This is a genomic window from Trichormus sp. NMC-1 (genome assembly GCF_001858025.1).
Lineage (GTDB): Bacteria > Cyanobacteriota > Cyanobacteriia > Cyanobacteriales > Nostocaceae > Anabaena.
This window is the reverse complement of record NZ_LZQD01000001.1, coordinates 474,340-499,074: the sequence shown is the minus strand read 5'-3', so window position 1 is coordinate 499,074 and position 24,735 is coordinate 474,340. Positions and strand designations below refer to the sequence as shown.

Below are 24,735 nucleotides of genomic sequence, written 5' to 3'. Positions count from 1 at the left end.
CAGAGCATCTCTCCACCTTCCCATCTTCCTAATTTCCCGTTCTTTTTGCAGTCAGTCTTTGATAACTTGTAGCCAAAGCATCAGCATTACCGACATTACCGGGAAATAACACCACTGGCAAGTTAGGAAACTGGGGATGATCAGATGGTGTGATTACCATTGAACAACCGGCTAAAATTTGACCAAGTAACCGGGCTGAAGTTAAAGCCAGTCCTGTACTCAAAACATCGTTGGAAGTAATACCACCCTTACTGATTAAAAATCCGATATCAGCTGGTAAACCTTTAACAATATCCATGAGTAAAGCCGAAACTGTAGCCCCAAAATCTAACCTGGTTTTGACATCTTTAAAAGACAATTCCTGACGGCTAGTGTAAACTACTGGTGTTTTACCAGCGTTATGTACTGCTTGGACATTTTCGAGAATCTCGGTTAGCAGTTTAGCAGATTCGTTGACTCCATCATCAAGTAAGCGTCCCACATTCACTTCTATTCCGACTGTCCCCTCTACCTGTAACAGCGATTCTAACTGTTGAGTTGTCTTTTTGACATGAGAACCCACAATCACTGCACCGGGTTTGCCACCACGCACGTATTCTGCCATATTTTCGGCGGCGATAGGTTGGGGGGGTAAGGCAGCTAAAGCTGTTAAAATGCTGGCAGCAGAACGGAATAAAAAGCGTTTTCCTTGACTTGCGGCTGTTAATACATCAACAGCAAAGGTGTTGAGATCTGCTTGATGTTCTCCATCTACTACACCACACTGATTATCATGGAGTTGTAGCAAGCGTTCTAAACTACCAGCACGGATATCTGCAAGTAAAAATCTTGTGACAGTATCTTCTTTGATGCGTCCTTTGGTTTTTTCTTCTACGTACTTGGGAAGATAGCTGTAATTGTAACTAAATACAGAATCACGAGCAAATTCTGTTTCGTGTACGGGAGTGGGAACACCATCAATAATTAAATAATGGATGCTGTCGCGGGTAATTCTTCCACCTTCAAAGAACGCAGGTACGAGAAAATGAGCGTCAAAGGAACCGAGTTCTTCAGCTATGACATCAGTTTCTATGGGATAATGTCCGCGCAAGGTGGAGTCAGAACGACTAACTACGAGAAAATCGTCAATTTTTTCTGCTGCTAATGCGAGTTTGAGATTTTGACAAACTTCTCTGGTGACGGCTGCGGCTGATTCTGGGGTAAGCGATCGCGTATTGGTTAAAATAAAGAAAATCGGTGAATCATCTTTTAAGCCTAACCGTAAGGTTTCCACATTCCAACGCATCAGCAATAAGCAACTGTGGACGGTTTGGGAACCTGTGGGATCATCATCGAGGACAATTATTTTGGGTTTGTTATTCATAAATATGTCAATGGTGGCAAATATCTAAAATATTCACTAACTTGTAAAGTTTGCAGATTTGGCTAAATTATTTACCACTAAATCTTGGTTATTAGCAAACAGTTTTTTATTATCGCGCAAAATCTGTTCACTTTTTAAGGCGTGAAGCAAATCTTCTTTAATTACTTGCAGTGGGGATATTACTTTTTCTGTGTCGCTAATGTTACTTTGGCACTTGTCAGAGGTAGAGATAGTTAAGTAGCCATCATAAACTGCGTACACCAGAACACATGAAAAAAACTTCTTATTCCCCTCCTCGCTTGCGGGGAGGGGTTAGGGGTGGGGTTCTATTTTCAAGTCAGGTATTTTATTCGGGAAACCAGTTTTCATCTAAAATTTGCTCTAAAGAACCAATGGGTATCAGAGGGAATATGTCAATGGCAAGTTGAGAATGGTCAGATGCTTCTTTTCTTGCTTCTTGATAACATTCATCAAATATTTCTAAAATGTAAGGTTTTAAACTAGGACTATCTTTGAGTTCATCCTTTATCTCTCTGCGAAAAGTTCTAATTTCCCCTTTCCAATGTCCTTGATTTCGTTCTCTTTCACTATCCCAACATTTGAGTTTTAGTAAATGTAGAAGAAGGTTAATTAATAAATTTTTAATTATTCTTTTTTGACTTCTACCTAAAGTTTCTAATTCTTCTAATAAATTATCTAAATCAACAGCAGAAAATTGTCCTGTGCGAAGTTGGTTGATGGTTGTTCTCAGCCACAGGTAATAGTCTTGATCGTATAAGGTTTGAGTTGTTGGTTCTGTTGATGTAACCATATACTGGCGAGGATTTTGCTATTTATTTTATTTTAGCTTAATTTAGTTATAAACCTCATTAATTGAGTTGCTGGTTTTACAAACTTGATTTATGCTGAAAATAAGAGTTTATGAAATCAGCTTATATGTCAAATTTACTAGAAAGAATCACGATTAATCCTAAACAATGTGGTGGTCGTCCTTGTATTCGCGGGATGAGAATTAGAGTATCAGATGTATTAGATTTGTTTGCATCTGGTTTAAATGCTGAAGAAATTTTAGAAGAAATGCCGGATCTTGAGGCTGATGATCTCAAGGCAGCACTTTTATACGCTTCACGAAAACTCAATCATCCGGTGTTAATTGCATGATAATCTGGGTTGATGCACACTTATCACCATCTATTGCTACTTGGATTACTCAGACATTTAATATAACTGCTTTAGCTTTGCGTGATGTGGGACTAAGAGATGCTGAAGATGAGGAAATTTTTGCAGCAGCAAAAGCTCAAGAAGTTATCTTTATTACTAAGGATAGCGACTTTATTGATTTAGTTGATCGTTTGGGAACACCACCGCAAATAATCTGGTTGACCTGTGGTAATACTTCAAATGCTAGACTGAGAGAGATTTTGAGTGCAAATTTACTGGAAGCTTTGAAGATTTTATCTTCAGGTGAAGCATTGGTTGAAATCACTTAAGTCAAATGTCAAAAAATACAATAAAATTGAGATATTACTTGCCGTTATGATGTTTATTCGTAATCTGTAAGTTCAGAAAAATTCGTCCAATAGTTATTTAACACAAGTAAGAAGAAATACTAAGATGCTGAACAAACAAAGTATAGAAATTTATACTCTTACAGAAGATAGAGAGAAGAGATTATGGCAAGATTGTATTTTTGTTTTTGATACATCTGCATTATTAGAGTTTTATTTATATTCAGATCAAGTAAAAGAATCTATATTTCAAACAATTTTCCCAAAACTTATTAACCGCTTGTGGATTCCTCAACAAGTAGAATACGAATATTTGAAAAATAGAGAGAATGTCATTAGAAAACCTATAGAAAAATACAAAAACTTAATAGAGGAAAATAAAGAAGATAAAGACAGTGGTTATTTAGAAAAAATTGAGGAAAGCATTGAAAAAATAAATAAAGAAATAAATAAAGAAATAAAAACAATATCATGTCAATTTCAAGCTTTAAAAGAGAAAGCCACAAAACAAGATAGATACCCTTACTTAGATAAATCGTTAATTGATAACCTTGACAAAGTGAAGATAGATTGCAATAAATCAATAGAAGGTGGGCTAAATAACTTTAAAGATAGTATTGAAGAATTTAAGAATGAGATAAAAAAAGAAATATCAAATAGACAAAATGAAATTCAGGCAATTTATCAAAGTGACTCGGTATTAGACGGATTTAATAAATATTTTGAAGTAGGGGAAGGATACAGTTTTGACGAAATCATGGAAATTGTCAAAGAAGGTGAATTACGTTATCGGTCAAAAATCCCCCCTGGATATAAAGATCAAGGCAGTAAAGAAGGTATAAGTATCTATGGAGATTTAATCCTTTGGAAACAAATTATAGCTTATGCTAAAAAAGTTAAGAAGCCCATCATTTTAATAATTAATGATATTAAGGAGGACTGGTGTTATAAAAAGGATAAAAGAATTGAAAAACCTCGTGAAGACTTAATTAAGGAGTTGTATACTATTACTGGTATGGAATTATGGATGTATACTTTTTCTGACTTCCTTTATACGGCTAATAAACTATTAATTACCAGTGTAGATAATGAAGTATTAGAAGAGGTTAAAGAAATCGAGAAAGAACAATTGAAACAAAAAGAAGAAGATTCTGCTAACAGAATGCCATCATATAATGATCCACATCATCATCCACAAGAACAAGATTATTGGCAGGAAGAAATAGAAGTAGAAAACTTTATTGGTCAGCGACAAACTATACGCACTAACCTTTTGCGCGTTTATCCCGAACGTTTCAACACCTATGATGCTTATATGGATATTCCGATGTCAATTAGTCCAGTTATTCAAAAAGTTATCTCACCACGTCTTGGTAAAATATGGACAGTTATTACAGGACCTAAAAAGTCACCAATTATGGGGTACTTTCGCGGTGATTATACAGACAATGCTCCACCTGCTTGGGTATTTGGGCTTAGTTTGAGTGAGACTTAAGAATATTAATTGATTAGATGCTAAAAGCGCGATCGCTCCCCTAAATAACCTCAATTTATAGAGCGATCGCCTACACTAGAAAATATTCTTATTGAGGTCAGTTAACATGGACATCAGTGTAACTTTAAATGAAATAAAAGCCCTGAGTATTGCAGATAGAATCCGTATTGTACAAGAAATTTTGGAAAGTATAGAAGCAGAACAGGCTTATCCTGATTTCACAGCAGCGCAAAAACGAGAAATTGATCGACGCATTACTGATTACGAAGCCAATCCAGATGATGTCATGACATGGGAGGAAATTAAAGCGTCAATTAGAGGACAAAAATGAATTATGTCTTAGTTTTTCGTCCAGAAGTTCGTGAAGAACTTGATGAGGCATATAATTGGTATCAAACTCAGCAAGCTGGACTTGGTGATGATTTTTTAGACTGCGTGGATGAGATGCTAAATCGGATTTGTAAAATGCCAGAATCCTATGCAGTTGTGTATCTTGATGTTCGATGGGCAGTGGTGCGACGTTTCCCCTATGCTATATACTATCGAATTGTATCGAGTCGTGTGATTGTTACAGCAGTTTTTCACAGTCGAAGAGATCCAAAATCATGGCAGATGCGAATCTAAAAATTTGCAAAGACATAATTTATCGTACAGCAAAGGTTGTTGATATTATTAAATTATAACAAAGAAAGTTGAGTATCTGTGTGATTAACCACATAAGCAACTCGCTTTTCTATTTTTGTTTTTATTACTTTCCCTTCATTTATAGCTCTTGTTAACCAATCATCCATCTGTACTTTTCTGACTTGTAGAGATTCTGCAAGAGATTTTGCATCCTTGGGTTGCTGCAAATGATTGAGAATTACGGGTAAAACAACGTTATAAATATCTTTGGGAATAGTTGTTAAATCTTGTGGAATAGTATTAACATTCTGTTCTGGCTGTTGTGTAACTACTTCATTTTTTACATATTCAAAATCAGCAATAGTTTCTGTTAAAATTTGTCGCAAACTACTATTCTCAAATTCTGTAGGAAACGGTTTTGCACCTTGATTATATAATTGCTGATTTCCTTCTGGTACTGGAGAGTTCATTTTTACAAATACAGGAATTTCTTTCAGCTTAGATAATGCTTCTACCGCACCAGCCCAAGTTCCACCTTTACCAAAAGTAGAATTAACAACTAAGGCATAATCTGCTAAACTATAAACATATTTATTCCGTCCCATTGCGTTACCTGTGTTAAACCCAGCATCAGGATCATAGCTAGAAATTAAAGTTAATCTACCTTCTTGGATACTAGAACGATATTTACTATTTACTGCTGCTTTAGTCAAACTATCAGCTAATACACCAACAGACGTTCCTCCATTATCCAAAATACCTAACATTGATTCTTGATCTATTCCTCTCGCTCCACCAGAAATAACTTGTATTTTTTGTTGAGAACAAGTTTGTGCAACTTTGCGGGTGTAGTGAATAATATCCTCATCTACATCACGAGAACCTACAATTGCTAATCCTCCTAAAGATAATAATTCTGCATTCCCAACTCCATAAATAATCGCTGGTGCTGAATGTTTCAATATTTGCTTAAAACGTTTGGGATATTTAGCGTCACTGCGTCCCAATATCCATAAACCGCGACTTGTCCATTTTTCCACTGCAAAACTTAACATTGCACCCCGTTGTAATAAAGCTAAAAGCCTATCAGGGTTAAGTTTATTGTTAGTTATTTTTTGTAACTGTGATTTTGCTGTTGTTTCCAATAAATCTGCTGGACGCATTTGATTTTCCCGCAACCAATCTGCTAACAAATTATATTCACCCAGAGTCAAGGGTAGCGGTTCAATTTGGCGATTTTGTCCAAAACTGGCACACAACAGCAAAATTGCTTGAGTATCTGGTGCTAGGACATGATTTAACATAATTTTCTAATCCGATTGACCTAATGAATTAAGAGCTAATGCTACAGGATAAACTAATCCACTTCCAGCATTACGCAAAAGTGCTGCAATGACAGTAAAAGTCCAACGGGAATCTACCATATCATCAATTAATAATACATTACCACTCATTCCTTCCCAATAATCAATTGCAAAAGATCCATCTAAATTATGAGCTTGTTGATAACTGTTACTCATCTTTTTTTGTAACTGAGTTGGACGAATTTTGCGGACAATAGGTTTAAATGGTAAGCCTAATTTATCAGCTAGTCTTTGCGCGAAGTTAGGTACAAGTTCTGGACGATTTAAGGAAGGAACACAAGTTACCCAAGTGGGAAAGGGTTGAGGTTTCCAACGTTGAATCATCTCAACAGTAGCTTGTACAAGTGCATCATCAAAATGATTATCTTGATATTTTCCCTGTTGGACTAATTTTCCCCAACCTGCATCACCCCATAAAGATAACGTTCTTCCTGCTTCTGCTTTTAAATTGTCTTTAATGTTTCCAGAAAACCCATAGGTGAGCAATGATTCTTTAATCCACTTTTTGCGCGGTTCAATAATTTGGTTACTACGGCGTAAATATAGAATTGCTTGATTTACAAGTTCATCTGCAAAAGTTTCTGATAATAATGGCTTACCCAAACATACAGCGCATTTACCACATTCTTCTGGATTGGGATCATCTAATTCGGCTGCTAAAAAAGCCATTAAGCATTGTTGACTTTGCATATAATCTGCCATTCGCTGTTGTTCATGTCGGCGAATTTGGGTGATTTCTTCAATTTTTTGATGATCAATTTGATAGTTGACTGGGTTAGCATACCATTTAGAATCTATCTTAGTGACAGGTGTGGGAAATTCCAAAGATAGTAATTTCAAAATTTTATTAATTTGTCCTTGAGCAAGATTTATTTGTTGTTCTATTTGGTTAACAGAAATTCCATTTTTAGCAGAATTAATTACCGCTAATACTTGTTTTGTATGTCTTTGAGGAGGAAAGGCTGTATTAATGAAGTAGTTAGTAATTTCTTCATCTTCATCACCACTTAAGAGAATACCATAAGCTGTTTCTACTGCTCTACCTGCTCGTCCTACTTGTTGATAATAGTGGACAACAGAACCTGGTCTTTGATAATGAATGACAAAACCTAAATCTGGTTTATCAAAACCCATACTTAAAGCTGTTGTTGCGACTAAGGCTTTAATTTCATTATTGAGTAATTCATCTTCTAATGCTATCCGAACTTCAGTATCTAAATCCCCATAATAGGCCTTAGCACTAATACCTTGTGTTTTTAACCAATCAGCAACTCGTTGAGAATCTCTCACTGTTAATGTGTAAATAATACCACTTCCTGGTAATTTAGGCAGATATTGGGCTAACCAAGCTAATCTTGCTGCTTGACTAGGAAGATAAATATTTTGTAGATGCAAACTTTTTCTCGTTAAATCACCTCTAGAAACACGCAGATTTGACCCTAATTGAGCTTTAATATCATCAACTACTCGATTGTTAGCTGTAGCAGTTGTAGTCAAAACAGGAATATTTTGTGGTAATGCTTGTAAAATTCTGACAATGCGGCGATAATCAGGACGAAAATCATGTCCCCAATCAGAAATACAATGGGCTTCATCAACTACAAATAATCCGATTTTTTGAGATAATGGTAAAAGAATATTTTCTCTAAATTCCTCATTAGCTAATCTTTCAGGAGAAATTAGTAGAATATCTACTTGATTTGCTAACAACTTTGTTTCTACAAGTTTCCAATTATCTGTATTACTAGAGTTAATTGTTTCGGCTTTGACTCCAATATGTTTTGCTGCTGTAATTTGGTTTCGCATTAATGCTAGGAGAGGGGAAATCAAAAGAGTACAACCAGCACCTTGATCTCGTAACAAGCGAGTTGCTAAAAAATAAACTAGACTTTTTCCCCAACCTGTGCGTTGAACAACGAGTAACCGTGATTTGTTCAGTAGTAAGTCTTCAATAGCTTCCCATTGTCCATCACGAAAATCGGCTTTTGGGTTATTCAAAGCCTGACGCAGAAGTAATAATGCTTTGTCTTTGAGTATGCTTGCCATATACGCTGAGTATCTAGTTATCATACAGTTGTAACACATAGGATAACTAGCACGAGTCATGTTGAGGCGATCGCTCTTTTCATTTAACTCAAAGCATGAAAAGCTATGTCTGGGTTGAGTTATGCTTTGCTTTAGCCCGTCCTATACGTTGCACCCAAAAAAGTATTTAAGACAAACGCCCTCTATCTGTTAACTTGTAATTTCTTACTTACTTGCATATCAGTTTCCAGAAATTCATTAGCTTGAAGAATGTCATACAGATTTACATCTTCTTCTAACAAACAAGCATGACCGCTATCAGGTAATAATACTGTCTTAGTATTAGGTAAAATATCATCTAACCGTTCTACCTCACTGACAGAAGGTAAAAGACGATCGCTCCCCCCAGCAATTAATAACACTTGTTGCGTTAGCTGTTGCAATTTTTCCTGATCAACATTAAACTCTCGCAATAACCATAACCGCCAGTTAATGGTTTCTGGTGGGACTGAACGCATAGCTTTTAGCAGTTCATGGCGATCGCTACTAGACATCCGTGGTAAAGATGCCAAAAACGGTAACAACCCCAATGCGCCAACATCATAAAACCATGATGGCACTAAGTCAGTTAGTTGAGATAATGAGTTTAGCCAAGGACGTAGTTGAAAAGCTGAAGCGGGATTAATTAAAATAATGCGTTTAAATAACTGTGGTGATTGGGTTGCTACTTTCATCGCTAAACAACCCCCAAATGACTCACCACACAGGTAAACTGGTCGGTGGCAGCTTTTTTCTAATTCTGAGTGAATTAAGTCTAAAACGTTGTTTGTTAGCACATCCCAGGTGGTGAGGTCTTTCCTGGGGATCGCCAAGCATCGGACATCGAAGCCAAGTTCTAATCCAGCAGTTTGCGATCGCAACAATTGACCAGTTCCATCCATCCCTGGTAAATACACAAACAGTGGATAGTCTAATTTTACTCGTTTCGGTGTCAGAAAACAAGGTTTAAGTTCAACGTGTGCCATTTTACAAATGTGTGTCTTCATTATATTAACCTTGTTTAACTTTACCGTTTCACTCGCCCTGATGGGGAGATCGAAGGACAAGGGATGTGGGGATGGGGAGACGCGGGGATAGGGAGACGCGGAGATGGGGAGAAAATTACCAATTCCCAATTATGAATCATCAACCTTTCCAGACAAAAATTAGCCAACTCTGAAATCCTGATTACAGAATTGAGAAGAGATTTCACGATTATATATAAATATATGAAAGCGCTAAAACCACCTTTCACACTTTCACCCAAGGATAGTAATTTATGATTGGAAATAGATATTTAGAAAAACTGTTCCCTATTTCTTTGCGAATAAAAAACTTTTTCTGTGATTTCGTTGAGGATAAATAAATCCTCCTGAGATTATACAGAATATTTTTTCTCAAAAACTCGCAGTTTATCTTGATGTAATTTTTACATTTCTTTACTCTAATTTAGAGCATCTTTATAGAATGTCTAAATTACAGATTCAACTATATTTTCAGAATTGGGGTTAGTGTTTCGTCTATAAAGATTATTCCATTTGTAAGAATCACTGCCATAAACTGCTGACACCATGATTTTTACTCTCTTCCCACTCAAAGAATACGGATTAAATAATTCGTAATTCGTAATTCGTAATTCGTAATTAAGTTTTGTAATGGGGATTTAACCCCAACACAAAACTTACCGGTTATAGAACCGGGGGACTTAAACCCACGGTATTTGGTTAAATAAACCGCAAAGACGCGTTCGCGGTAGCGTTGCGTTCGCGCAGCGTCTCCGACAGGAGAAGCAAAGAAGGAAGAAGGAAGAAGATAGCTAATCTTACACTGGGAAGGGAGTAGCAACTATTATCCCTAATGGGACGATAAATTAGCTGGATTTCTAGATATTACACAACAATTCTTGAGTTGAGGAACTTTGCTAATATTAAATGGTGGTTTGAAAAAATGAGTAGCCATGTTATATAATTACGTGGTTTTACCGCATTAACGAACAGAGAAAACGGTTTAATAATTTGTTTTTTAATTTTGCATGAATCTAGTGAATAAAACAGAAAAGACATTTGTACTGACGACACCTCTATACTATGTAAACGATGTTCCTCATATTGGCAGTGCTTACACAACAATGGCTGCGGATGTAGTGGCACGGTTTCAGCGCTTATTGGGACATCAAGTACTGCTAATTACGGGTACAGATGAACATGGACAGAAAATTCAGCGGTCAGCAGCTAGTTCTGGAAAAGCACCACAAGAGTTTTGTGATCAAATAGTACCCAGTTTCCTGAACTTGTGGGAAGTTCTCAATATCCAATATGATCGCTTTAGTCGCACCACCGCTGCTAACCATCACGCAATTGTCAAAGAATTCTTCCAACGAGTTTGGGAAAATGGCGATATTTACCAAGGACAACAAAAAGGTTGGTACTGCGTATCCTGCGAAGAATTTAAAGAAGAACGGGAACTGCTCGAAGATAAACGCTGCCCCATACATACTACCAAGCAAGTAGAGTGGCGAGACGAGCAAAACTACTTCTTTAAACTATCCAAGTATCAAACCCAATTAGAGGAATTTTATCAGTCTAGACCAGATTTTATCCAACCTGCAAGTCGGCGGAATGAAGTCCTCAACTTTGTTAGTCAAGGTTTACAAGACTTTTCGATTTCGCGGGTAAATCTCGATTGGGGTTTTCCAGTACCTGTGGATTCTAAACATACCCTTTATGTCTGGTTTGATGCGCTATTAGGTTATGTCACAGCATTGTTAGAACCTGATGCAGAACCGACTTTAGCCAATGCTTTAGAAAAATGGTGGCCAATCAATCTGCACCTGATTGGTAAAGATATATTGCGCTTTCATGCAGTGTACTGGCCAGCAATGCTGATATCAGCAGGTTTACCCTTACCAGAGCGAGTTTTTGGGCATGGCTTTTTGACTAAAGATGGTCAAAAAATGGGTAAAACCCTAGGTAATACCCTAGATCCTGTAGCTTTAGTTCAACGTTATGGTAGCGACGCAGTTCGTTATTACTTCCTTAAGGAAATCGAATTTGGTAAAGATGGCGATTTTAATGAAATTAGGTTCATTCATGTTCTGAATGCAGATTTGGCAAATGATTTAGGTAATTTGTTAAATCGCACCTTAAACATGGTGAAGAAATACTGCGCTGGTAAAGTGCCGTCAATTGCCCAGTCAGCTATCCCGGCTGAAAATTCTTTAAAAGCAATTGGCTTAAGTCTAGGAGAGAAGGTGAAACAAGCCTACGAGACACTAGCTTTCAATGAAGCCTGCCATGCTGTTCTGTCGCTGGTACAAGCCAGCAATAAGTTTATTGATGACCAAGCACCTTGGACATTATATAAACAGGGAAAGCAGGAAGAAGTGGAAGCAGTGCTGTACACGGTTCTTGAATCAGTGAGATTAGCAGCTTATCTCCTCTCCCCGATTATTCCCAATATCAGCAGTGATATTTATCAGCAACTCGGCTGGGGAATAAACTTTAACGATCAAACAGAAAGTTTAATTATTGCGCCTTTTACTACCCATGCAACATGGGGCGTATTATCCGATCAACAACAGTTGGGTACACCTCAACCAGTTTTTAAACGGATAGAAGCTTTAAAAAATGATTAGTACTTTCCATTTTTGATTTACGCAAAAAATTTGCTCGGGGCTTAATTGATTAGCCCCGGAAAATTATGATAAGCCACTCTAACAAGTATGTAAAAGTTAGCGATTTCTATCAAAAATAACAAGGATAAGAACTGAGGTATGAGAACCATGTTGAATAATTTGGAAAACGACTCTATATTCACGCCGGAACAGGTTTTAGAAAATCGCGGTCGTGTAGCTATATTTATTGATGGCTCCAATCTATTTTATGCGGCGCTGCAACTAGGGATCGAAATTGATTACACGAAGTTGCTGTGTCGTTTAACTGGGGGATCAAGGCTGTTGCGAGCTTTCTTTTATACGGGAGTAGACCGGACAAATGAGAAACAGCAGGGATTTTTGCTGTGGATGCGTCGCAACGGCTATCGAGTCATTGCTAAAGATTTGGTACAGCTGCCAGATGGCTCAAAAAAAGCTAACTTAGATGTAGAAATAGCTGTGGATATGATGGCGCTTGTCGATTCCTATGATACCGCAGTTTTAGTGAGCGGTGACGGCGATTTGGCTTACGCGGTAAATTCGGTCAGCTATCGCGGTGTGCGGGTTGAGGTGGTGAGTTTGCGGTCGATGACTAGTGATAGTTTAATTAATGTGAGCGATCGCTATATCGATTTAGAAGCCATCAAAGAAGATATTCAAAAAACACCCCGTCAAAGCTATCCATATCGACCTTTAGCTGGGATGGGTTTTTTGGATGACCATCGAGAAAGTGAAGGACATTTAGAAATTCCAGAATAATGCAATATCAAGAAGGCAGGAAGAATGAGGGAGAAAATTCAACAAGAAGCAGGGAAACAGAGAGCATTGAGCAGGGAGACCATAAATATAGAGATGTTAACTCCGGCTCTTCCTCGTCTTTTTCACCCTTGCTTCTTTGTTCAACACTTCTGGGGGGAAGTAAAACCAACTCCTCCTGCTTCCATTTATGGGATAATTTACAATGGCCAGTCAATTGGTATTATCTACCTTTAACTTTATTTTTGGTCATTGGGTTATTTTCTTGTAGTAATCAATCATCTACCAAATCAAATACTGGGGATTCATCTCCAGAAAAAGTGGATAGTAAGTTGACTTTTTTTGATGTTGCTTTAGAACAATTTGATGAAGTAGGCAGACCAATTTGGAAAGTCAGAGCTAAACAAGCAAAATATACCAAAGAAAAAGAAATAGGTGAAGCCGAAAATCCTGATGGTGAATTATACCAAGATGGCAAAGTAGTTTATAAAATTAAAGCTGATAAAGCCGACATCCAGCAAGATGGTAAGCAATTATTGCTCAAAGGCAAGATTATTGCTACAGATCCGCTGAATGGTATTGTTTTACAAGGAAATGAATTAGAATGGCGACCAAAAGAAGATTTATTAATTGTTCGTAATCAGCTAAATGGTACTCACAAACAGTTGAAAGCTGTAGCACAGGAAGCAAGAGTTAAAACCCGTGAACAGCGTGTAGAATTTTCGGGAAAAGTCGTAGCAAATTCTACTGAACCACAATTGCAAATGCGAACTGAGCATTTAATCTGGCAAATCAAAACTGAAAAATTAATTAGCGATCGCCCAATCGAAATTGACCGCTACAAAAATAATCAAATCACCGACCGTGGTAAAGGCAATGCCGCAGAAGTTAACTTAAAAACTAAAATTGCTACTATTCAACCCAAAGCCCAGATACAGTTACTAGATCCACCAATGCAAATAACTAGTAACTCTATTACCTGGAACATAACTCAAGAAATTGTCACTACAAATTCGCCCTTGCGCGTTTTTCACCAAGCTGAAAATGTGACGGTGACTGGTAATCAAGGAAAAATGAATATCCCACAAAAAATAATTAATTTAATCGGCAATGTCAATGCAGTGGGACAACGTAACCAGTCTTTAAAATCAAATACACTCACTTGGAATGTAGACAAAAAACTTCTAGAAGCCCAGGGAAATGTCGTTTATCGCCAAGTTGAGCCAAAATTAACTTTCACAGGTGAAACAGCCGTCGGCAACCTGCAAACAGAAAATATTACCGTTAAGGGTGGTAATTCTAAAGAGAGAGTGCTAACAGAGATTATTCCCCAGGATGGAGGTTAGGAAGGGATGGGGAGATGGGGAGATGGGGAGATGGGGAGATGGGGAGATGGGGAGAAATAATTACTTCCTGTTCCCTGTTCCCTGTTCCCTGTTCCCTGTTCCCTGCACCCTGCCCCCTGCCCCCTGCACCCTGTTCCCTGTTCCCTGTTCCCTGTTCCCTGTTTACAAGCTTTTTAACAAGATTTCATTTCGACTCCCTGCACCTAATTGTGGTAAGGAATTCTTAGGAGAGTCAGGGGTGAGGGCATTAGGTATGCCAGTAGATACTTGTAATTGTTTGACGAGGTGTTGCAAAAGCTTATCCTGTTCAGCACGGAAACCCGATACATTACCACCACGATTGATAATCGCAAACCAGACTAAACCGCGATCGCGTGTGGGTACAACTCCGGCTAAAGCACTCACATCATTAAGAGTGCCAGTTTTCATTACAGTCGCAATTGGTAAATGTCTGGAGTGCATTGTCCCGCGCTGATCAAAGCCAGACATAGGGAATAAGTCAGCCAAAGTTAACTGATGGGCTGATGCTTCTCTTTGCAGCGCCATTAACATAGCACAAGCTGCTCTAGGGGAAATACGATTTTCGCGTCCTAGTCCAGAACCATTAATTAACTGAATTTCCGACTGTGGTACTTGAGCAAGATTAGCGGCCGTGGCTTTAACTACAGTTGCTCCCCCCACTGCATCCGCTAACATTTCTGCAATATCGTTATTACTGTAAACATTCATCTCCTTAATTAGTTGCTTTAAAGGTAAAGAGCGATGACGTACCAGTAAAGTTTGTTGGGCTTTGGGCTGTGCTTCAACTTTGACAGTACCAGCAATAACAACTTGGGGCTTGGGTGTTCCCTTAGGCATGATTGAATATTGGTAAATCACAGAACGATTCCAAGTCTTGTGATTCAGAGCTTGCTTGAGCAATTGACCGGCTAAAACGGGGTCACGTTGGAAATTCATGGCGAAATTGCCAATAATTACCAAATTTCCCTTTACTTGCTTAATGCCGATTTTATTGAGAGTATTACCAAGAGCGATCGCTTCTTCCCCCACAAACATCGGATCATTACCACCTGTAATCACCAAATCACCCTGTACTACGCCATTGACTACAGGACCTGTGGCGCTGACCAAAGTATCAAATTGATGGTCTGGACCCCAAGTTTTAAAAGTGGCTAGTGAAGTTGCAATCTTAGTTAAAGATGCAGCTGGTAAAGGTATAGTACCTTGGTGATTAGCCATCAGCATAGGACCTGACTGCAACCAAATTCCCTGATGTGAGATGAGATCCTGGGCTACCAACTTCGAGGTAATCAAGCCCTTGAGATATTCCTGCACTGTCATAGCACCTGCTCGATTGGGATCAGGAGCAATAACAAAGCCAGGGCTACTTTGCCAAGCCAATGCATCTAAAGCATCTAAAGGCTTAATCTTCACTCCAGCCATGTCTAGCCAAAGAGAAACCAAACCTGAACCTAATAATTCCAGCATATTTAATTCCTCTATCTTGTTTCAAATTTTGTATATTGTTTACTTTGCTGGGCGATCGCGCCTTTGAATTGCAGTTTTTGACACTGAGAATGCCTTCTAACCAGAAAAGTCAAGAATCGACAGCTTAATATACAAGCTATATTTTTGCTAATCAGCAATAAATAAAGCTTATGTAATAAGTCTTTGAGAATCCAAAATCTAAAATCTAAAATCCAAAATCCTATCACCATAGCAGTCATAACGGGTCATATTTTTAACCAGATGCATTGACTTACCCTACTGATCCTACTTAACTTCAGCCCGTTTTTTTAATCGAGTAGAGCTTATTTTCTTTCTGGGTGTGCTGCTTCCTCCTCAGAAGGAGTACCCATTTGATTAATGGCTGCAATCATCTGATACAAACGCCCTAAGTCTCGCTGATTGAAGTATAAAATTAGGCGAGGTAGTTCAGATGTTTCATCTTGCCCTTCTTGAGGTAATATCTGACTTTTTTCGATTTTGCCTTGAACAAGAATATCGTAAAAGTCAATATTCAGTCGTTCTACTTCAGCATCTGATAATTCTTGTCTCAGACGCATTACTAACTGATCACCTACGTAGCGACTAGAGTGATAAACCTGATAAAACTGGGTAATAGCATTACAAGCCACTTCCAGATTATCTGTAATAGTGTACAAACTAGGATCATCGGGACTGACAAGCCCTGTTTTTACCAATTGCTCATCAACATATTTACTCCAAGAGCGCCAGTAATCACCACCGGGGGTATCTATGAGAACCAAAGGAACTGGACCAAATTTTCCTGTCTGGCTTAATGTCATACATTCAAAAGCTTCATCTTGAGTGCCAAACCCACCGGGAAATAAAGCCACAGCGTCACTTTCTTTGAGCAGAAACAACTTGCGGGTAAAGAAATATTTGAAGTGAATCAGTTTCGGATCACCTTCAATAAAAGGATTGGCTTGTTGCTCAAAAGGTAATTGAATATTTAAGCCAAAAGAATTTTCTCGCCCAGCACCTTCTTGCCCCGCCTGCATGATACCACCACCACCCCCTGTCATGACCATAAATCCCAATTGAGAAACAGCGCGTGCAAACTGTAGTGCGATTTGGTACTCAGGAGTTTCTGGTGCTAAACGGGCAGAACCAAAAATAGTGATTTTGCGAACATGACGGTAGCCATAAAAAAGCTGAAAACCGCCTTCCATGTCTGCTAGAGCGGCGGATAATATCTTCCAGTCAAGACGCTCAATTTCACTATCAGCTAGACGCACTATGGTAGCAAGTGCCTGTTGGATAAATTGGCGGTGTTTTAAGGTTGGTAAACGATCTATCAATTCAGCCATATCGGCTTGGAGAGACTCTAAGTAGTCAAACGACGCAGATGAGGTCATGAGAATAGCCGTAATAATGGCATTATATTTTATCTAAATTTTGTGCGTAATTTTTTAGAAAAATCTGAAAACTCCAATGATATCTAAATTTTAAATTTTATAGCCGTGGACAGGGTGGTTAGGACATCAATTGATAATGAAACTCCCACTACAAGCGGGTTTTACAAAGAAAGGCAGAGGGTCGAGGGCAGAAGGCAGAAGGTTAAGAGTATGAATAAAAACTTTTAGTTCTGGGTTTAAAGCTCTGTAAAAATCAATAATTATACCGAGACTACTTGCAGCGAGGTATAAAACGTCTTTATTTCAATCTCAGCCTTTTAAGGGTGGGTTCATAAAAGCCCTCTACCTCCAGCATAGCTGCCTTCTGAATCCTGAATCCTGAATCCTGAATCCTGAATCCTGACTCCTGCTATAAGTTTTTTAAACATTACCCAATTGCCTGAAATCAACCTCAGTATGCCAACAAAATATGGATGTATCTCGAGCAGGAGACACATCCTTAGTAGCTTTGCAAGATCCCTCTGATTTGAAAAAAAGTTGTCCAGAGACACGAATTTTGCGTCTCTAAAACTAGCTGATAAATATTCACCTAACACTAGATTAAATGGACAACTCAATAACATTTTGTAAACGATTGAAGTTCAAAGATACCTCTCTAAAGTGGTAGCTAATGTAGTTTTCGGCACAGCACCGACAACCATATCCACTTTTTGTCCACCTTTAAAAATCATTAATGTAGGAATACTGCGGATACCAAATTTACCGGCAACCTCAGGATTCTCATCAGTATTGATTTTGACGACCTTTAGTTGACCTTCATACTGCAATGCTATTTCATCAACAACAGGAGCTACCATCCGGCAGGGGCCACACCAGGGGGCCCAAAAGTCAACTAAAACTGGTACATCGCTCTTAAGTACTTCTGCTTCAAAACTAGAATCTGTAACTGGTGTAGCTGCTGACATGGCTAAAAACCTTTGCCTATTATATTTGATGAGTTTCGTGAAAATTCTACCATAGCAAAAACGGATGCTTGAAAGCTAAGAATGTACATTTGCAAAGAAGCTATAAAATTTATGCATAATCATAAGGAACCGCCCGAACAGTAGTCCGGGCGGAGTGTGGTGTGAGGAGTGAACGGAAACATGCGTCTCCGCTATTTCTATTGTAGGCGACATATAGGATTTTTCCAGTGATTGTTGAGGGCGCTGGAAAAATTTTTTGGAGGTAGGGAGCAGAGGGCAGGAGGCAGGAGTCAGGAGTCAGGAGTCAGGAGTCAGGAGTCAGGAAGAAGAAAGATAAATACTCTCCTCTCCCCATCTCCGCGTCTCCGCGTCTCCCCATCTCCGCGTCTCCCCATCCCCGCGTCTCCCCATCTCCCCATCTCCCCAGTAGCTTTACTTACCCATGCCTAATTGTTGGGCTTTTTGGTAGACTTTGCCTTCGGTTAAGAGAGAAGGAGCAATGACAACTTCAACTTGCTGCATTTCTTTAAGATTTTTGGCTCCTAATGTACCCATGCTAGTTTTTAAGGCCCCGACAAGATTATGAGTACCATCATCTAATCCCGCAGGACCCGTGAGTATTTGCTCTAGAGTACCGGTAGTACCCACACGAATACGAGTACCACGAGGTAGAACTGGGCTGGGGGTGGCCATGCCCCAATGATAACCTCTTCCTGGGGCTTCAGAGGCTCTAGCAAAGGGAGAACCAATCATCACACCATCGGCACCACAGGCGATACATTTACAAATATCACCGCCTGTAATTAAACCACCATCAGCAATTACAGGGATATATTGACCCGTTGCCCGATAATAATCATCTCGGGCTGCGGCACAATCTGCGATCGCTGTTGCTTGCGGTACACCCACACCCAACACCCCACGAGATGTACAAGCAGCACCGGGTCCAATTCCCACCAATACTGCCGCTGCACCGGCTTTCATCAAATCCAAGGTGACTTCATAGGTGACACAGTTGCCCAGCGCCACAGGAATGGGCATAGAACGGCAAAATTCAGCTAAATCTAGGGGAATGATTGACTCTGGTGATAAGTGGGCTGTAGAAACTACTGTAGCTTGGATAAAAAATATATCCGCTCCAGCTTTGGCGACTACTTGACCAAATTTACTAGCACCGGCTGGAGTAGCACTCACTGCCGCAATACCACCTTGTTTTTTAATTTCCTGAATACGTTTTTCAATTAATTCCGGCTTTATTGGTTCGGCATAGAGTTCTTGCATCAAGGCAACAAATTCCTCTTTACCGACTGAGGCAATCCGATCTAAAATCGGTTCAGGGTCGGCATAGCGAGTTTGGATACCCTCTAAATTGATCACGCCTAAAGCGCCTAACTGGGACAAACGGACAGCCATCTTGACATCGACAACACCATCCATTGCACTGGCAATAATGGGGATTTCTCGTTCAATATTGCCAATACTCCACCTAGTATCTGCCAAACTCGGATCGAGTGTTCTGTTACCGGGGACTAAAGCAATTTCATCAATTCCATAAGCTCTACGAGCTATTTTTCCCCGCCCAAGTTGAATTTCCACGCTTTCACTTTTCTCAAATCTGTTTAAGCTAGGGTATCAAATTGTGGGGATATTGGCAGGGATTTTTTTCTAGGAAATAGAGAGTAGGGGACTCTTAATTGGTTTTTCCTGAATTCCGAATCTTGATTTATCGTCTATTTTTGGCTTGATCTGCGCCTGTATAACCAGTAGCTACCCACAGGATAGCTCTAGCTCCATCACGGATCGATTTTTCAATGGGTTCGGGCGATTTTTGTGAAGGAACTGATACGGCTTTAAAATAAATACCCCGACTACCTAAAATAATTTCACCGATAACACAAGCACGACGCATATGAAAGTCGGAAGTAATTAAATAAACTCTTTTAATGCCGCGAGATTTCAAATCATCTACCAAGGTAGTAAAATTAGTAACTGTATCTACGGCTTCATAGTCCAAGTGCAAACGCCGGGGATCAACTCCTGCTTTGGTAAACACTTGTTTAGTATATGTAGGTGGACTACCTCCAGTAATCCATATTGGTATATTGGGATGCTTACGAGCAAAATCTGCTGTAAATTTTTCCCTTTCTAAACGTCTGGTGGAACCACCCAAAACTAACATTGCTTGCGGTTGTACAAATTGGTTTTGTACTTCTTTGTATCCCCACCATAGTAAGAACGGTAGGATAAAAGATATAAGTCGCAAAGATTTACCTGTAAACAGTAGCTTATTCAAGGCTCTATAAAGTGAGTCTGTAAAGACCAGGATTTTCTCTAAAAATTATAAAGTTATGCAAAGTAGGAAGTTTAAGCAAATTATACCCAAATCTTGATTTGAGTAATCTTTATATTGAAATGTATTGAACTACACCATAAATATAGTAATACTATAGGAATCCGGTTTGATTCCTGTTCGCGGTAGCGTGCCGTAGGCATATTTACTCGTAGAGGCAGGGAACTCTTAACAGGGAACTCTTAACAGAAAAGAAGGAATATCAGGTGTACTGAGTTTGTAAGCGCAAAGCGCAGGCTGCGCCAACAAAAATCAAATATTATTCCTATATCTTTGATGAATCATACTAACCCATATCGGACAATATATCATAGGGGTTGAAACCCATTTCTTGATTGAATTTTTTTTAGATCATGAAAGTCAACAGGATCAATTTTGGGAACTAATTAATATATTCATTTTACCTTCATGCACTGATGTGAATTGTTACTGGGAGGGCTGTTAAAATTTTAGCCATCTAATAAATGAAATGTTCATTCACTATAAAATTTATCCGGAAACATTGTGGTGAATCATCAAACTTTCCCACCCCAAAACGAATTCAGAGAAGTGTTGATTACAAAATCTTATATCTCAGGGCTGAAGCCACTGAGCTTTACGCTTACCGGATACTTCTGTAAAAAAAACGGGACTGGTGCGACTTGAACGCACGACCTGACGCTTAGGAGGCGTCCGCTCTATCCAACTGAGCTACAACCCCAACTATGAAGCATTTACAATTATAGCAGTAGTTTTAGGAAGACTGCCAAATATTTTCCCAACTCGCGCCACCTACTTCTAAACCACAAAGATGACTTTGTGCCTTGAGGATAATTTTAGATTTGCTGCCATTGAGTTCGCGCAATTCTAAATCTAGTTTCCCTTGCATGGTGTCTTGACAACAGTATGCTAACCCATCGGTTGTGGGTGCGCGTAGGATTGTACCTGGTAAATCGGTAGTTCCTGTCAATTCAACCTCATAGTGAGAGTTTTTGGCTTGCATTTGCCATCTTCCCCAAGGATGAATTTCCCAACTTACTTGTGAATTCCAGGGAACGAATTCATAAAATTTGCCTTGATAGTGTATACCAATCATGGCTACAGATTCCATCCACCACAATACACCACGTCTTCCCCCACCAGCAGTTAATGCTAAGTCTGGTTCGTCGTCGAAAGAATTACAATTAAGCCAAAACCATTTTTGGGGAAAAGCACCACCCCAATTTTTTTCTGCGTAAGCTGGAGCGTTGGTGAATTCATAAATTTTACCATTCCAGTCTATGAAACCGGTGGCTAAACCGTGAGCCATTAAAATTTGCCATCCTGGTTCAAATATCTGCGAAAATGATAACCACCCGGCGGTTGATTGCTGAATATTATTTTGATTACCCCAAGCATATACGGGTTTAATTTCATACTGCCATCGGCAATAATTACCTGTTCCAGGATCTGTAATTATGCCTTGGTTTAAGGTAGCGGTGGCTTGATAGCCTTGTTGAATATGATGCTCAAATTCTGTGGGGACGAGGTAAAGCGGGGAATCTTGTAAGTCTGTTTTTCCCCAATGTCCCAAAGCTAAGACATCCTGACTCGCCCAAAATTTGTTGACATCAGGAAAAGTGCGACAGAGATACTCATCATTTATGCCCAGGATTTGGGCAGCACCGCCGCTGTAAGGCTGATTCCCGATGGGATCTTCGATGGAGTACATGAAGGCAATAGTTTGCCCTATTTCGGGCAATGTAACGCGATAATACCAGCCTTCAAAGAAGCGGCGACTACTTCCGTCCCAATGGTAGCCGCTGTGGGGTGTTTGGGTTAAGTCTAAGAAGTTTTTGGGAATATTAATCATAGGAATCTCTAACGCTTATTTTAGGGTACAAGCCAGATACCTTTGCATTGGGGGATCTCACCTTAAAAGGTAGTAGTGGTAAAATTTATCATACTCACTAGGTGTTCTATGTGATAGTCTGTCAAAGTATCTGTAAGGATTCAGACTTCCCATAAGGCATTGTATCCCTAAATCAGCAAAAAACCTATGTATCAATTCCAGGTTAGTGCCTACACGCAAACTGGTGAATCCATTGGTCTGGTTGGTTCCACTCCGGAGTTGGGATTGTGGGACATTACCAAATGTATTTACCTTCGCACAAGTGCTGATAGCTATCCTTTATGGTGGACAGACAAAGAACTCGACATTCAGCCATCTTTGGAGTCCGATAATTGCCAAAGAGTCGAATACAAGTATGTACGCATTGATGCAAAAGGCCGTGGACAATGGGAAGCTATAGGTGCAAACCGTTGGATATCAATCAATCCTGACGAGCAGTCTGGTAATATTGTTGTGGATGATGGCGCTTATGGTTATTTACAGCCTTATCCCTTCGCATACTTTCAGGATCTTACTGATACTAACCCCATTCAAAAAGAGTCGGGCGGTCTCAAAATTGTGGTTATTGGCAGTTCTGTTGCATTAGGACAGAAGGCTTGGTTATTGAGAGGTTGGGCTTGGCTGTTGGCAAAGGATTTGCAGCAAAAATACGGCCATCAAGTCATCAATTTATCAGAGTCGGGCGCAAATGTCAGCAGAGCGATCGCTCGATTTGCCTCAGTTGTCACCCCAGAAAAACCAGATATAGTGATTATTGCCCTATCTCTAGGTAATGAAGGGTTAGCTTATTGTCCTCCTCACGAACGCAGGGCGGCACAAAGGCGGTTTGAGAGTGGTTTGCAGCAGTTGGTGAAAATGACTCGGAAACTGGGCGCACGTCCAATTTTAGGGGGAGTCTATCCCAATGGCGATTTTTCCCCTGAACATCATTGGCTGTTGCAGGATACACATAACCGAATGTTGAATTGGGGTGTGCCGGTTTTGGATTGGTTAGCACCATTAGATAATGGTCAGGGACGGTGGAAAGAGGGAATATCTTTTGACCCATCTCACCCTAACACCATCGGTCACAATCTGATGTATGAGGCCATAGACCTGCGCCTCTTCCAAATTGAAAAAGACGAATTAGCAAAAGAAAAACAACGCTTTTGGCAACCGAATGAAGTCCCTATCTACCTTGATAATGCAGGTTTCTATGTCTGTGCCTGTATCGAGGAGAAGAGTTTGCGGATTAGAAATCCATCAAAATATAGTTATACCATTGCTCCCTATTGGCAAGAACTACAAACTGTACTGCAAAGTAAAGCAGGACTAATCCCAGGCATCTACATTGCGAAAAATGCCCAAAAAGGAACACTCCCCTTCTTTGCAGTGGAAGAGGATGGGACAATCGCTACATCTGTGGAAATTCCCCCTGGTGCTGACCTGGAATACAGTGCTGCTTTTAATCTTTTTGCACCGAATAACTCACAGGTTTTGTTCTATGACGGGCATTTGGGGATTTTGCAAAAAGACGAACATCACATCTGGGTAATTAACGAATCAGACAACGAGTACAACATCCAGCCGATGTGGACGGAGGTACGTAAGGCACTGAAAGTTATGCCATCAGGGGTGTATGAAGACCCGCTTCATCCCGATGTACCTTTTCGTACTATGATGATTGGTAAGGACGGGTTAGAAAGCCGGGTGAAAGCACCTCCTAAATCAGCAGTATTTTTGCAATATAAATGCAAATTATCGGATATTAGCCGTGTTGCTATTTTGCCTTTAGGCGATCGCTGTGCTGTCCGTATGATGCTGTACAAGATGGAGTACGACGGCCCCGCATTTCCCTTTGATCTAACCCGCACCACTAATATTGCAGATATCGCTGATATCATCGAAAATCGTTTTGATGATATGTGGAATCCTAGCTTCTTGCATTACAGTCCAGATGCAGGACGAATCTACCACAGTAAATGGACAGGTTTATCCTTTGCCCATGAAGTTGAGGATACAGAAGACCCTGTTAACGATATGTCTCCTGTCTATGAACGGATGCGGGTTCGGTATACGGCACGTTCCCAAAGGTTTGGGTATGTACTCCAGCATTGTGATCAAGTGCTGTTTATTCGCACAGGAATTGCTGACCGAGGTGGGGTGATTGATCTGTTGAATAAGTTGGAAAAAAAATGTCAAGGTAAGCCTTTTCAACTGTTGATTCTTTCTCCCCAATCATCTGATGAATTTTTAGATATTCCTAATATGCTGCATTACAATTTCGAGTTTAATCCTGATCGGATGTATGACGACTTGGGACACTGGATGTACTGCACAGATGTGATGCGGGGAATTATTGAATCTTTGGGAGTGTCGAGTAAAAATCTCTTTTGGTGTCCACCAAATCCTCCGAAGAACTAAATAAATATTTGGCGTTGTATTTTGAAGTTTGAGATTGTGAGTTTTCCCATTCCATATTTCAATTTAACAACGCCAAATATCTATGTTATAATA

Annotated in this window: 22 protein-coding genes and 1 tRNA gene; 10 read left to right on the top strand and 13 right to left on the bottom strand. The window is 39.5% G+C overall.

The features are described from left to right. Positions 1-28: 28 nt before the first annotated feature. The 3 genes from A9Y75_RS02190 to A9Y75_RS02180 all read right to left on the bottom strand — a co-directional run bounded on the left by A9Y75_RS02190 (position 29) and on the right by A9Y75_RS02180 (position 2,174). Complete coding sequence (locus A9Y75_RS02190; protein WP_071187800.1) at positions 29-1,363, bottom strand: four-carbon acid sugar kinase family protein; 1,335 nt, start codon at positions 1,361-1,363, stop codon at positions 29-31. Between the two features lie 36 nt (positions 1,364-1,399). Further along, the gene (locus A9Y75_RS02185) at positions 1,400-1,624 is read right to left on the bottom strand and encodes a hypothetical protein (protein ID WP_071187799.1); all 225 of its coding nucleotides are present in this window, start codon (positions 1,622-1,624) and stop codon (positions 1,400-1,402) included. An 85-nt stretch (positions 1,625-1,709) separates the two neighbouring features. Further along, the gene (locus A9Y75_RS02180) at positions 1,710-2,174 is read right to left on the bottom strand and encodes a DUF29 domain-containing protein (protein ID WP_071187797.1); all 465 of its coding nucleotides are present in this window, start codon (positions 2,172-2,174) and stop codon (positions 1,710-1,712) included. 125 nt (positions 2,175-2,299) lie between these two features. Here A9Y75_RS02180 and A9Y75_RS02175 point away from each other — a divergent pair, with 125 nt between their 5' ends. The 5 genes from A9Y75_RS02175 to A9Y75_RS02155 all read left to right on the top strand — a co-directional run bounded on the left by A9Y75_RS02175 (position 2,300) and on the right by A9Y75_RS02155 (position 4,990). Continuing rightward, positions 2,300-2,524, top strand: a complete 225-nt coding sequence (locus A9Y75_RS02175; protein ID WP_071188790.1) for a DUF433 domain-containing protein — start codon at positions 2,300-2,302, stop codon at positions 2,522-2,524. Further along, positions 2,521-2,853, top strand: coding sequence for a DUF5615 family PIN-like protein (locus A9Y75_RS02170; RefSeq protein WP_071187795.1), 333 nt, complete (start codon positions 2,521-2,523; stop codon positions 2,851-2,853). Before A9Y75_RS02175 ends, A9Y75_RS02170 begins: the two co-directional genes overlap by 4 nt. A gap of 124 nt (positions 2,854-2,977) precedes the next feature. Next, positions 2,978-4,366 carry a PIN-like domain-containing protein gene (locus A9Y75_RS02165; RefSeq protein ID WP_071187793.1) on the top strand — a complete coding sequence of 463 codons (1,389 nt, stop codon included), beginning with the start codon at positions 2,978-2,980 and terminating at the stop codon, positions 4,364-4,366. 106 nt (positions 4,367-4,472) lie between these two features. Continuing rightward, on the top strand, positions 4,473-4,697 hold the full coding sequence (locus tag A9Y75_RS02160) for an addiction module protein (protein ID WP_071187791.1): 225 nt from the start codon (positions 4,473-4,475) through the stop codon (positions 4,695-4,697). Next, complete coding sequence (locus A9Y75_RS02155) at positions 4,694-4,990, top strand: type II toxin-antitoxin system RelE/ParE family toxin (protein WP_071187789.1); 297 nt, start codon at positions 4,694-4,696, stop codon at positions 4,988-4,990. The genes A9Y75_RS02160 and A9Y75_RS02155 overlap by 4 nt, the downstream gene beginning before the upstream one ends. Positions 4,991-5,043: 53 nt before the next feature. On the opposite strand, the gene A9Y75_RS02150 is transcribed toward A9Y75_RS02155, so the two are convergent. From A9Y75_RS02150 to A9Y75_RS02140, 3 genes are all read right to left on the bottom strand, one after another. After that, positions 5,044-6,294, bottom strand: a complete 1,251-nt coding sequence (locus A9Y75_RS02150) for a DNA-processing protein DprA (RefSeq protein ID WP_071187787.1) — start codon at positions 6,292-6,294, stop codon at positions 5,044-5,046. A gap of 6 nt (positions 6,295-6,300) precedes the next feature. Beyond that, positions 6,301-8,400, bottom strand: a complete 2,100-nt coding sequence (locus tag A9Y75_RS02145; protein WP_071187785.1) for a RecQ family ATP-dependent DNA helicase — start codon at positions 8,398-8,400, stop codon at positions 6,301-6,303. 182 nt (positions 8,401-8,582) lie between these two features. After that, positions 8,583-9,404, bottom strand: coding sequence for an alpha/beta fold hydrolase (locus A9Y75_RS02140; protein ID WP_071187784.1), 822 nt, complete (start codon positions 9,402-9,404; stop codon positions 8,583-8,585). Between the two features lie 1,046 nt (positions 9,405-10,450). Between A9Y75_RS02140 and metG the strand changes: the two genes are divergently transcribed. The 3 genes from metG to lptC all read left to right on the top strand — a co-directional run bounded on the left by metG (position 10,451) and on the right by lptC (position 14,172). Next, positions 10,451-12,052: a methionine--tRNA ligase gene (metG, locus tag A9Y75_RS02135; RefSeq protein ID WP_071187782.1), complete on the top strand. Its 1,602-nt coding sequence runs from the start codon at positions 10,451-10,453 to the stop codon at positions 12,050-12,052. Positions 12,053-12,199: 147 nt separating this feature from the next. Beyond that, entirely contained in the window at positions 12,200-12,829 is a 630-nt protein-coding gene (locus tag A9Y75_RS02130; protein WP_071187780.1) for an NYN domain-containing protein, read from the top strand. Next, positions 12,829-14,172 carry an LPS export ABC transporter periplasmic protein LptC gene (gene lptC, locus A9Y75_RS02125; RefSeq protein ID WP_236721305.1) on the top strand — a complete coding sequence of 448 codons (1,344 nt, stop codon included), beginning with the start codon at positions 12,829-12,831 and terminating at the stop codon, positions 14,170-14,172. The genes A9Y75_RS02130 and lptC overlap by 1 nt, the downstream gene beginning before the upstream one ends. 162 nt (positions 14,173-14,334) lie before the next feature. On the opposite strand, the gene A9Y75_RS02120 is transcribed toward lptC, so the two are convergent. From A9Y75_RS02120 to trxA, 3 genes are all read right to left on the bottom strand, one after another. Then, positions 14,335-15,660: a D-alanyl-D-alanine carboxypeptidase gene (locus A9Y75_RS02120; protein ID WP_071187778.1), complete on the bottom strand. Its 1,326-nt coding sequence runs from the start codon at positions 15,658-15,660 to the stop codon at positions 14,335-14,337. Between the two features lie 323 nt (positions 15,661-15,983). Then, entirely contained in the window at positions 15,984-17,054 is a 1,071-nt protein-coding gene (locus tag A9Y75_RS02115) for an LOG family protein (RefSeq protein WP_071187777.1), read from the bottom strand. A 641-nt stretch (positions 17,055-17,695) separates the two neighbouring features. Further along, the gene (trxA, locus tag A9Y75_RS02105; RefSeq protein ID WP_269086272.1) at positions 17,696-18,049 is read right to left on the bottom strand and encodes a thioredoxin; all 354 of its coding nucleotides are present in this window, start codon (positions 18,047-18,049) and stop codon (positions 17,696-17,698) included. A 201-nt stretch (positions 18,050-18,250) separates the two neighbouring features. Between trxA and A9Y75_RS28125 the strand changes: the two genes are divergently transcribed. After that, positions 18,251-18,469 carry a hypothetical protein gene (locus A9Y75_RS28125; RefSeq protein ID WP_177176075.1) on the top strand — a complete coding sequence of 73 codons (219 nt, stop codon included), beginning with the start codon at positions 18,251-18,253 and terminating at the stop codon, positions 18,467-18,469. On the opposite strand, the gene A9Y75_RS02100 is transcribed toward A9Y75_RS28125, so the two are convergent. The 4 genes from A9Y75_RS02100 to A9Y75_RS02085 all read right to left on the bottom strand — a co-directional run bounded on the left by A9Y75_RS02100 (position 18,452) and on the right by A9Y75_RS02085 (position 22,200). Next, complete coding sequence (locus A9Y75_RS02100) at positions 18,452-19,615, bottom strand: GuaB3 family IMP dehydrogenase-related protein (protein ID WP_071187771.1); 1,164 nt, start codon at positions 19,613-19,615, stop codon at positions 18,452-18,454. The two genes, A9Y75_RS28125 and A9Y75_RS02100, sit on opposite strands and share 18 nt — an antisense overlap. Before the next feature lie 127 nt (positions 19,616-19,742). After that, positions 19,743-20,312, bottom strand: a complete 570-nt coding sequence (locus A9Y75_RS02095) for a YdcF family protein (RefSeq protein ID WP_083389466.1) — start codon at positions 20,310-20,312, stop codon at positions 19,743-19,745. Between the two features lie 683 nt (positions 20,313-20,995). After that, positions 20,996-21,069, bottom strand: a tRNA-Arg gene (locus A9Y75_RS02090). Positions 21,070-21,102: 33 nt separating this feature from the next. After that, entirely contained in the window at positions 21,103-22,200 is a 1,098-nt protein-coding gene (locus tag A9Y75_RS02085; protein ID WP_071187770.1) for a tocopherol cyclase family protein, read from the bottom strand. Between the two features lie 186 nt (positions 22,201-22,386). Between A9Y75_RS02085 and A9Y75_RS02080 the strand changes: the two genes are divergently transcribed. Further along, positions 22,387-24,642 carry a DUF1796 family putative cysteine peptidase gene (locus tag A9Y75_RS02080; protein ID WP_071187768.1) on the top strand — a complete coding sequence of 752 codons (2,256 nt, stop codon included), beginning with the start codon at positions 22,387-22,389 and terminating at the stop codon, positions 24,640-24,642. Positions 24,643-24,735 lie beyond the last annotated feature (93 nt).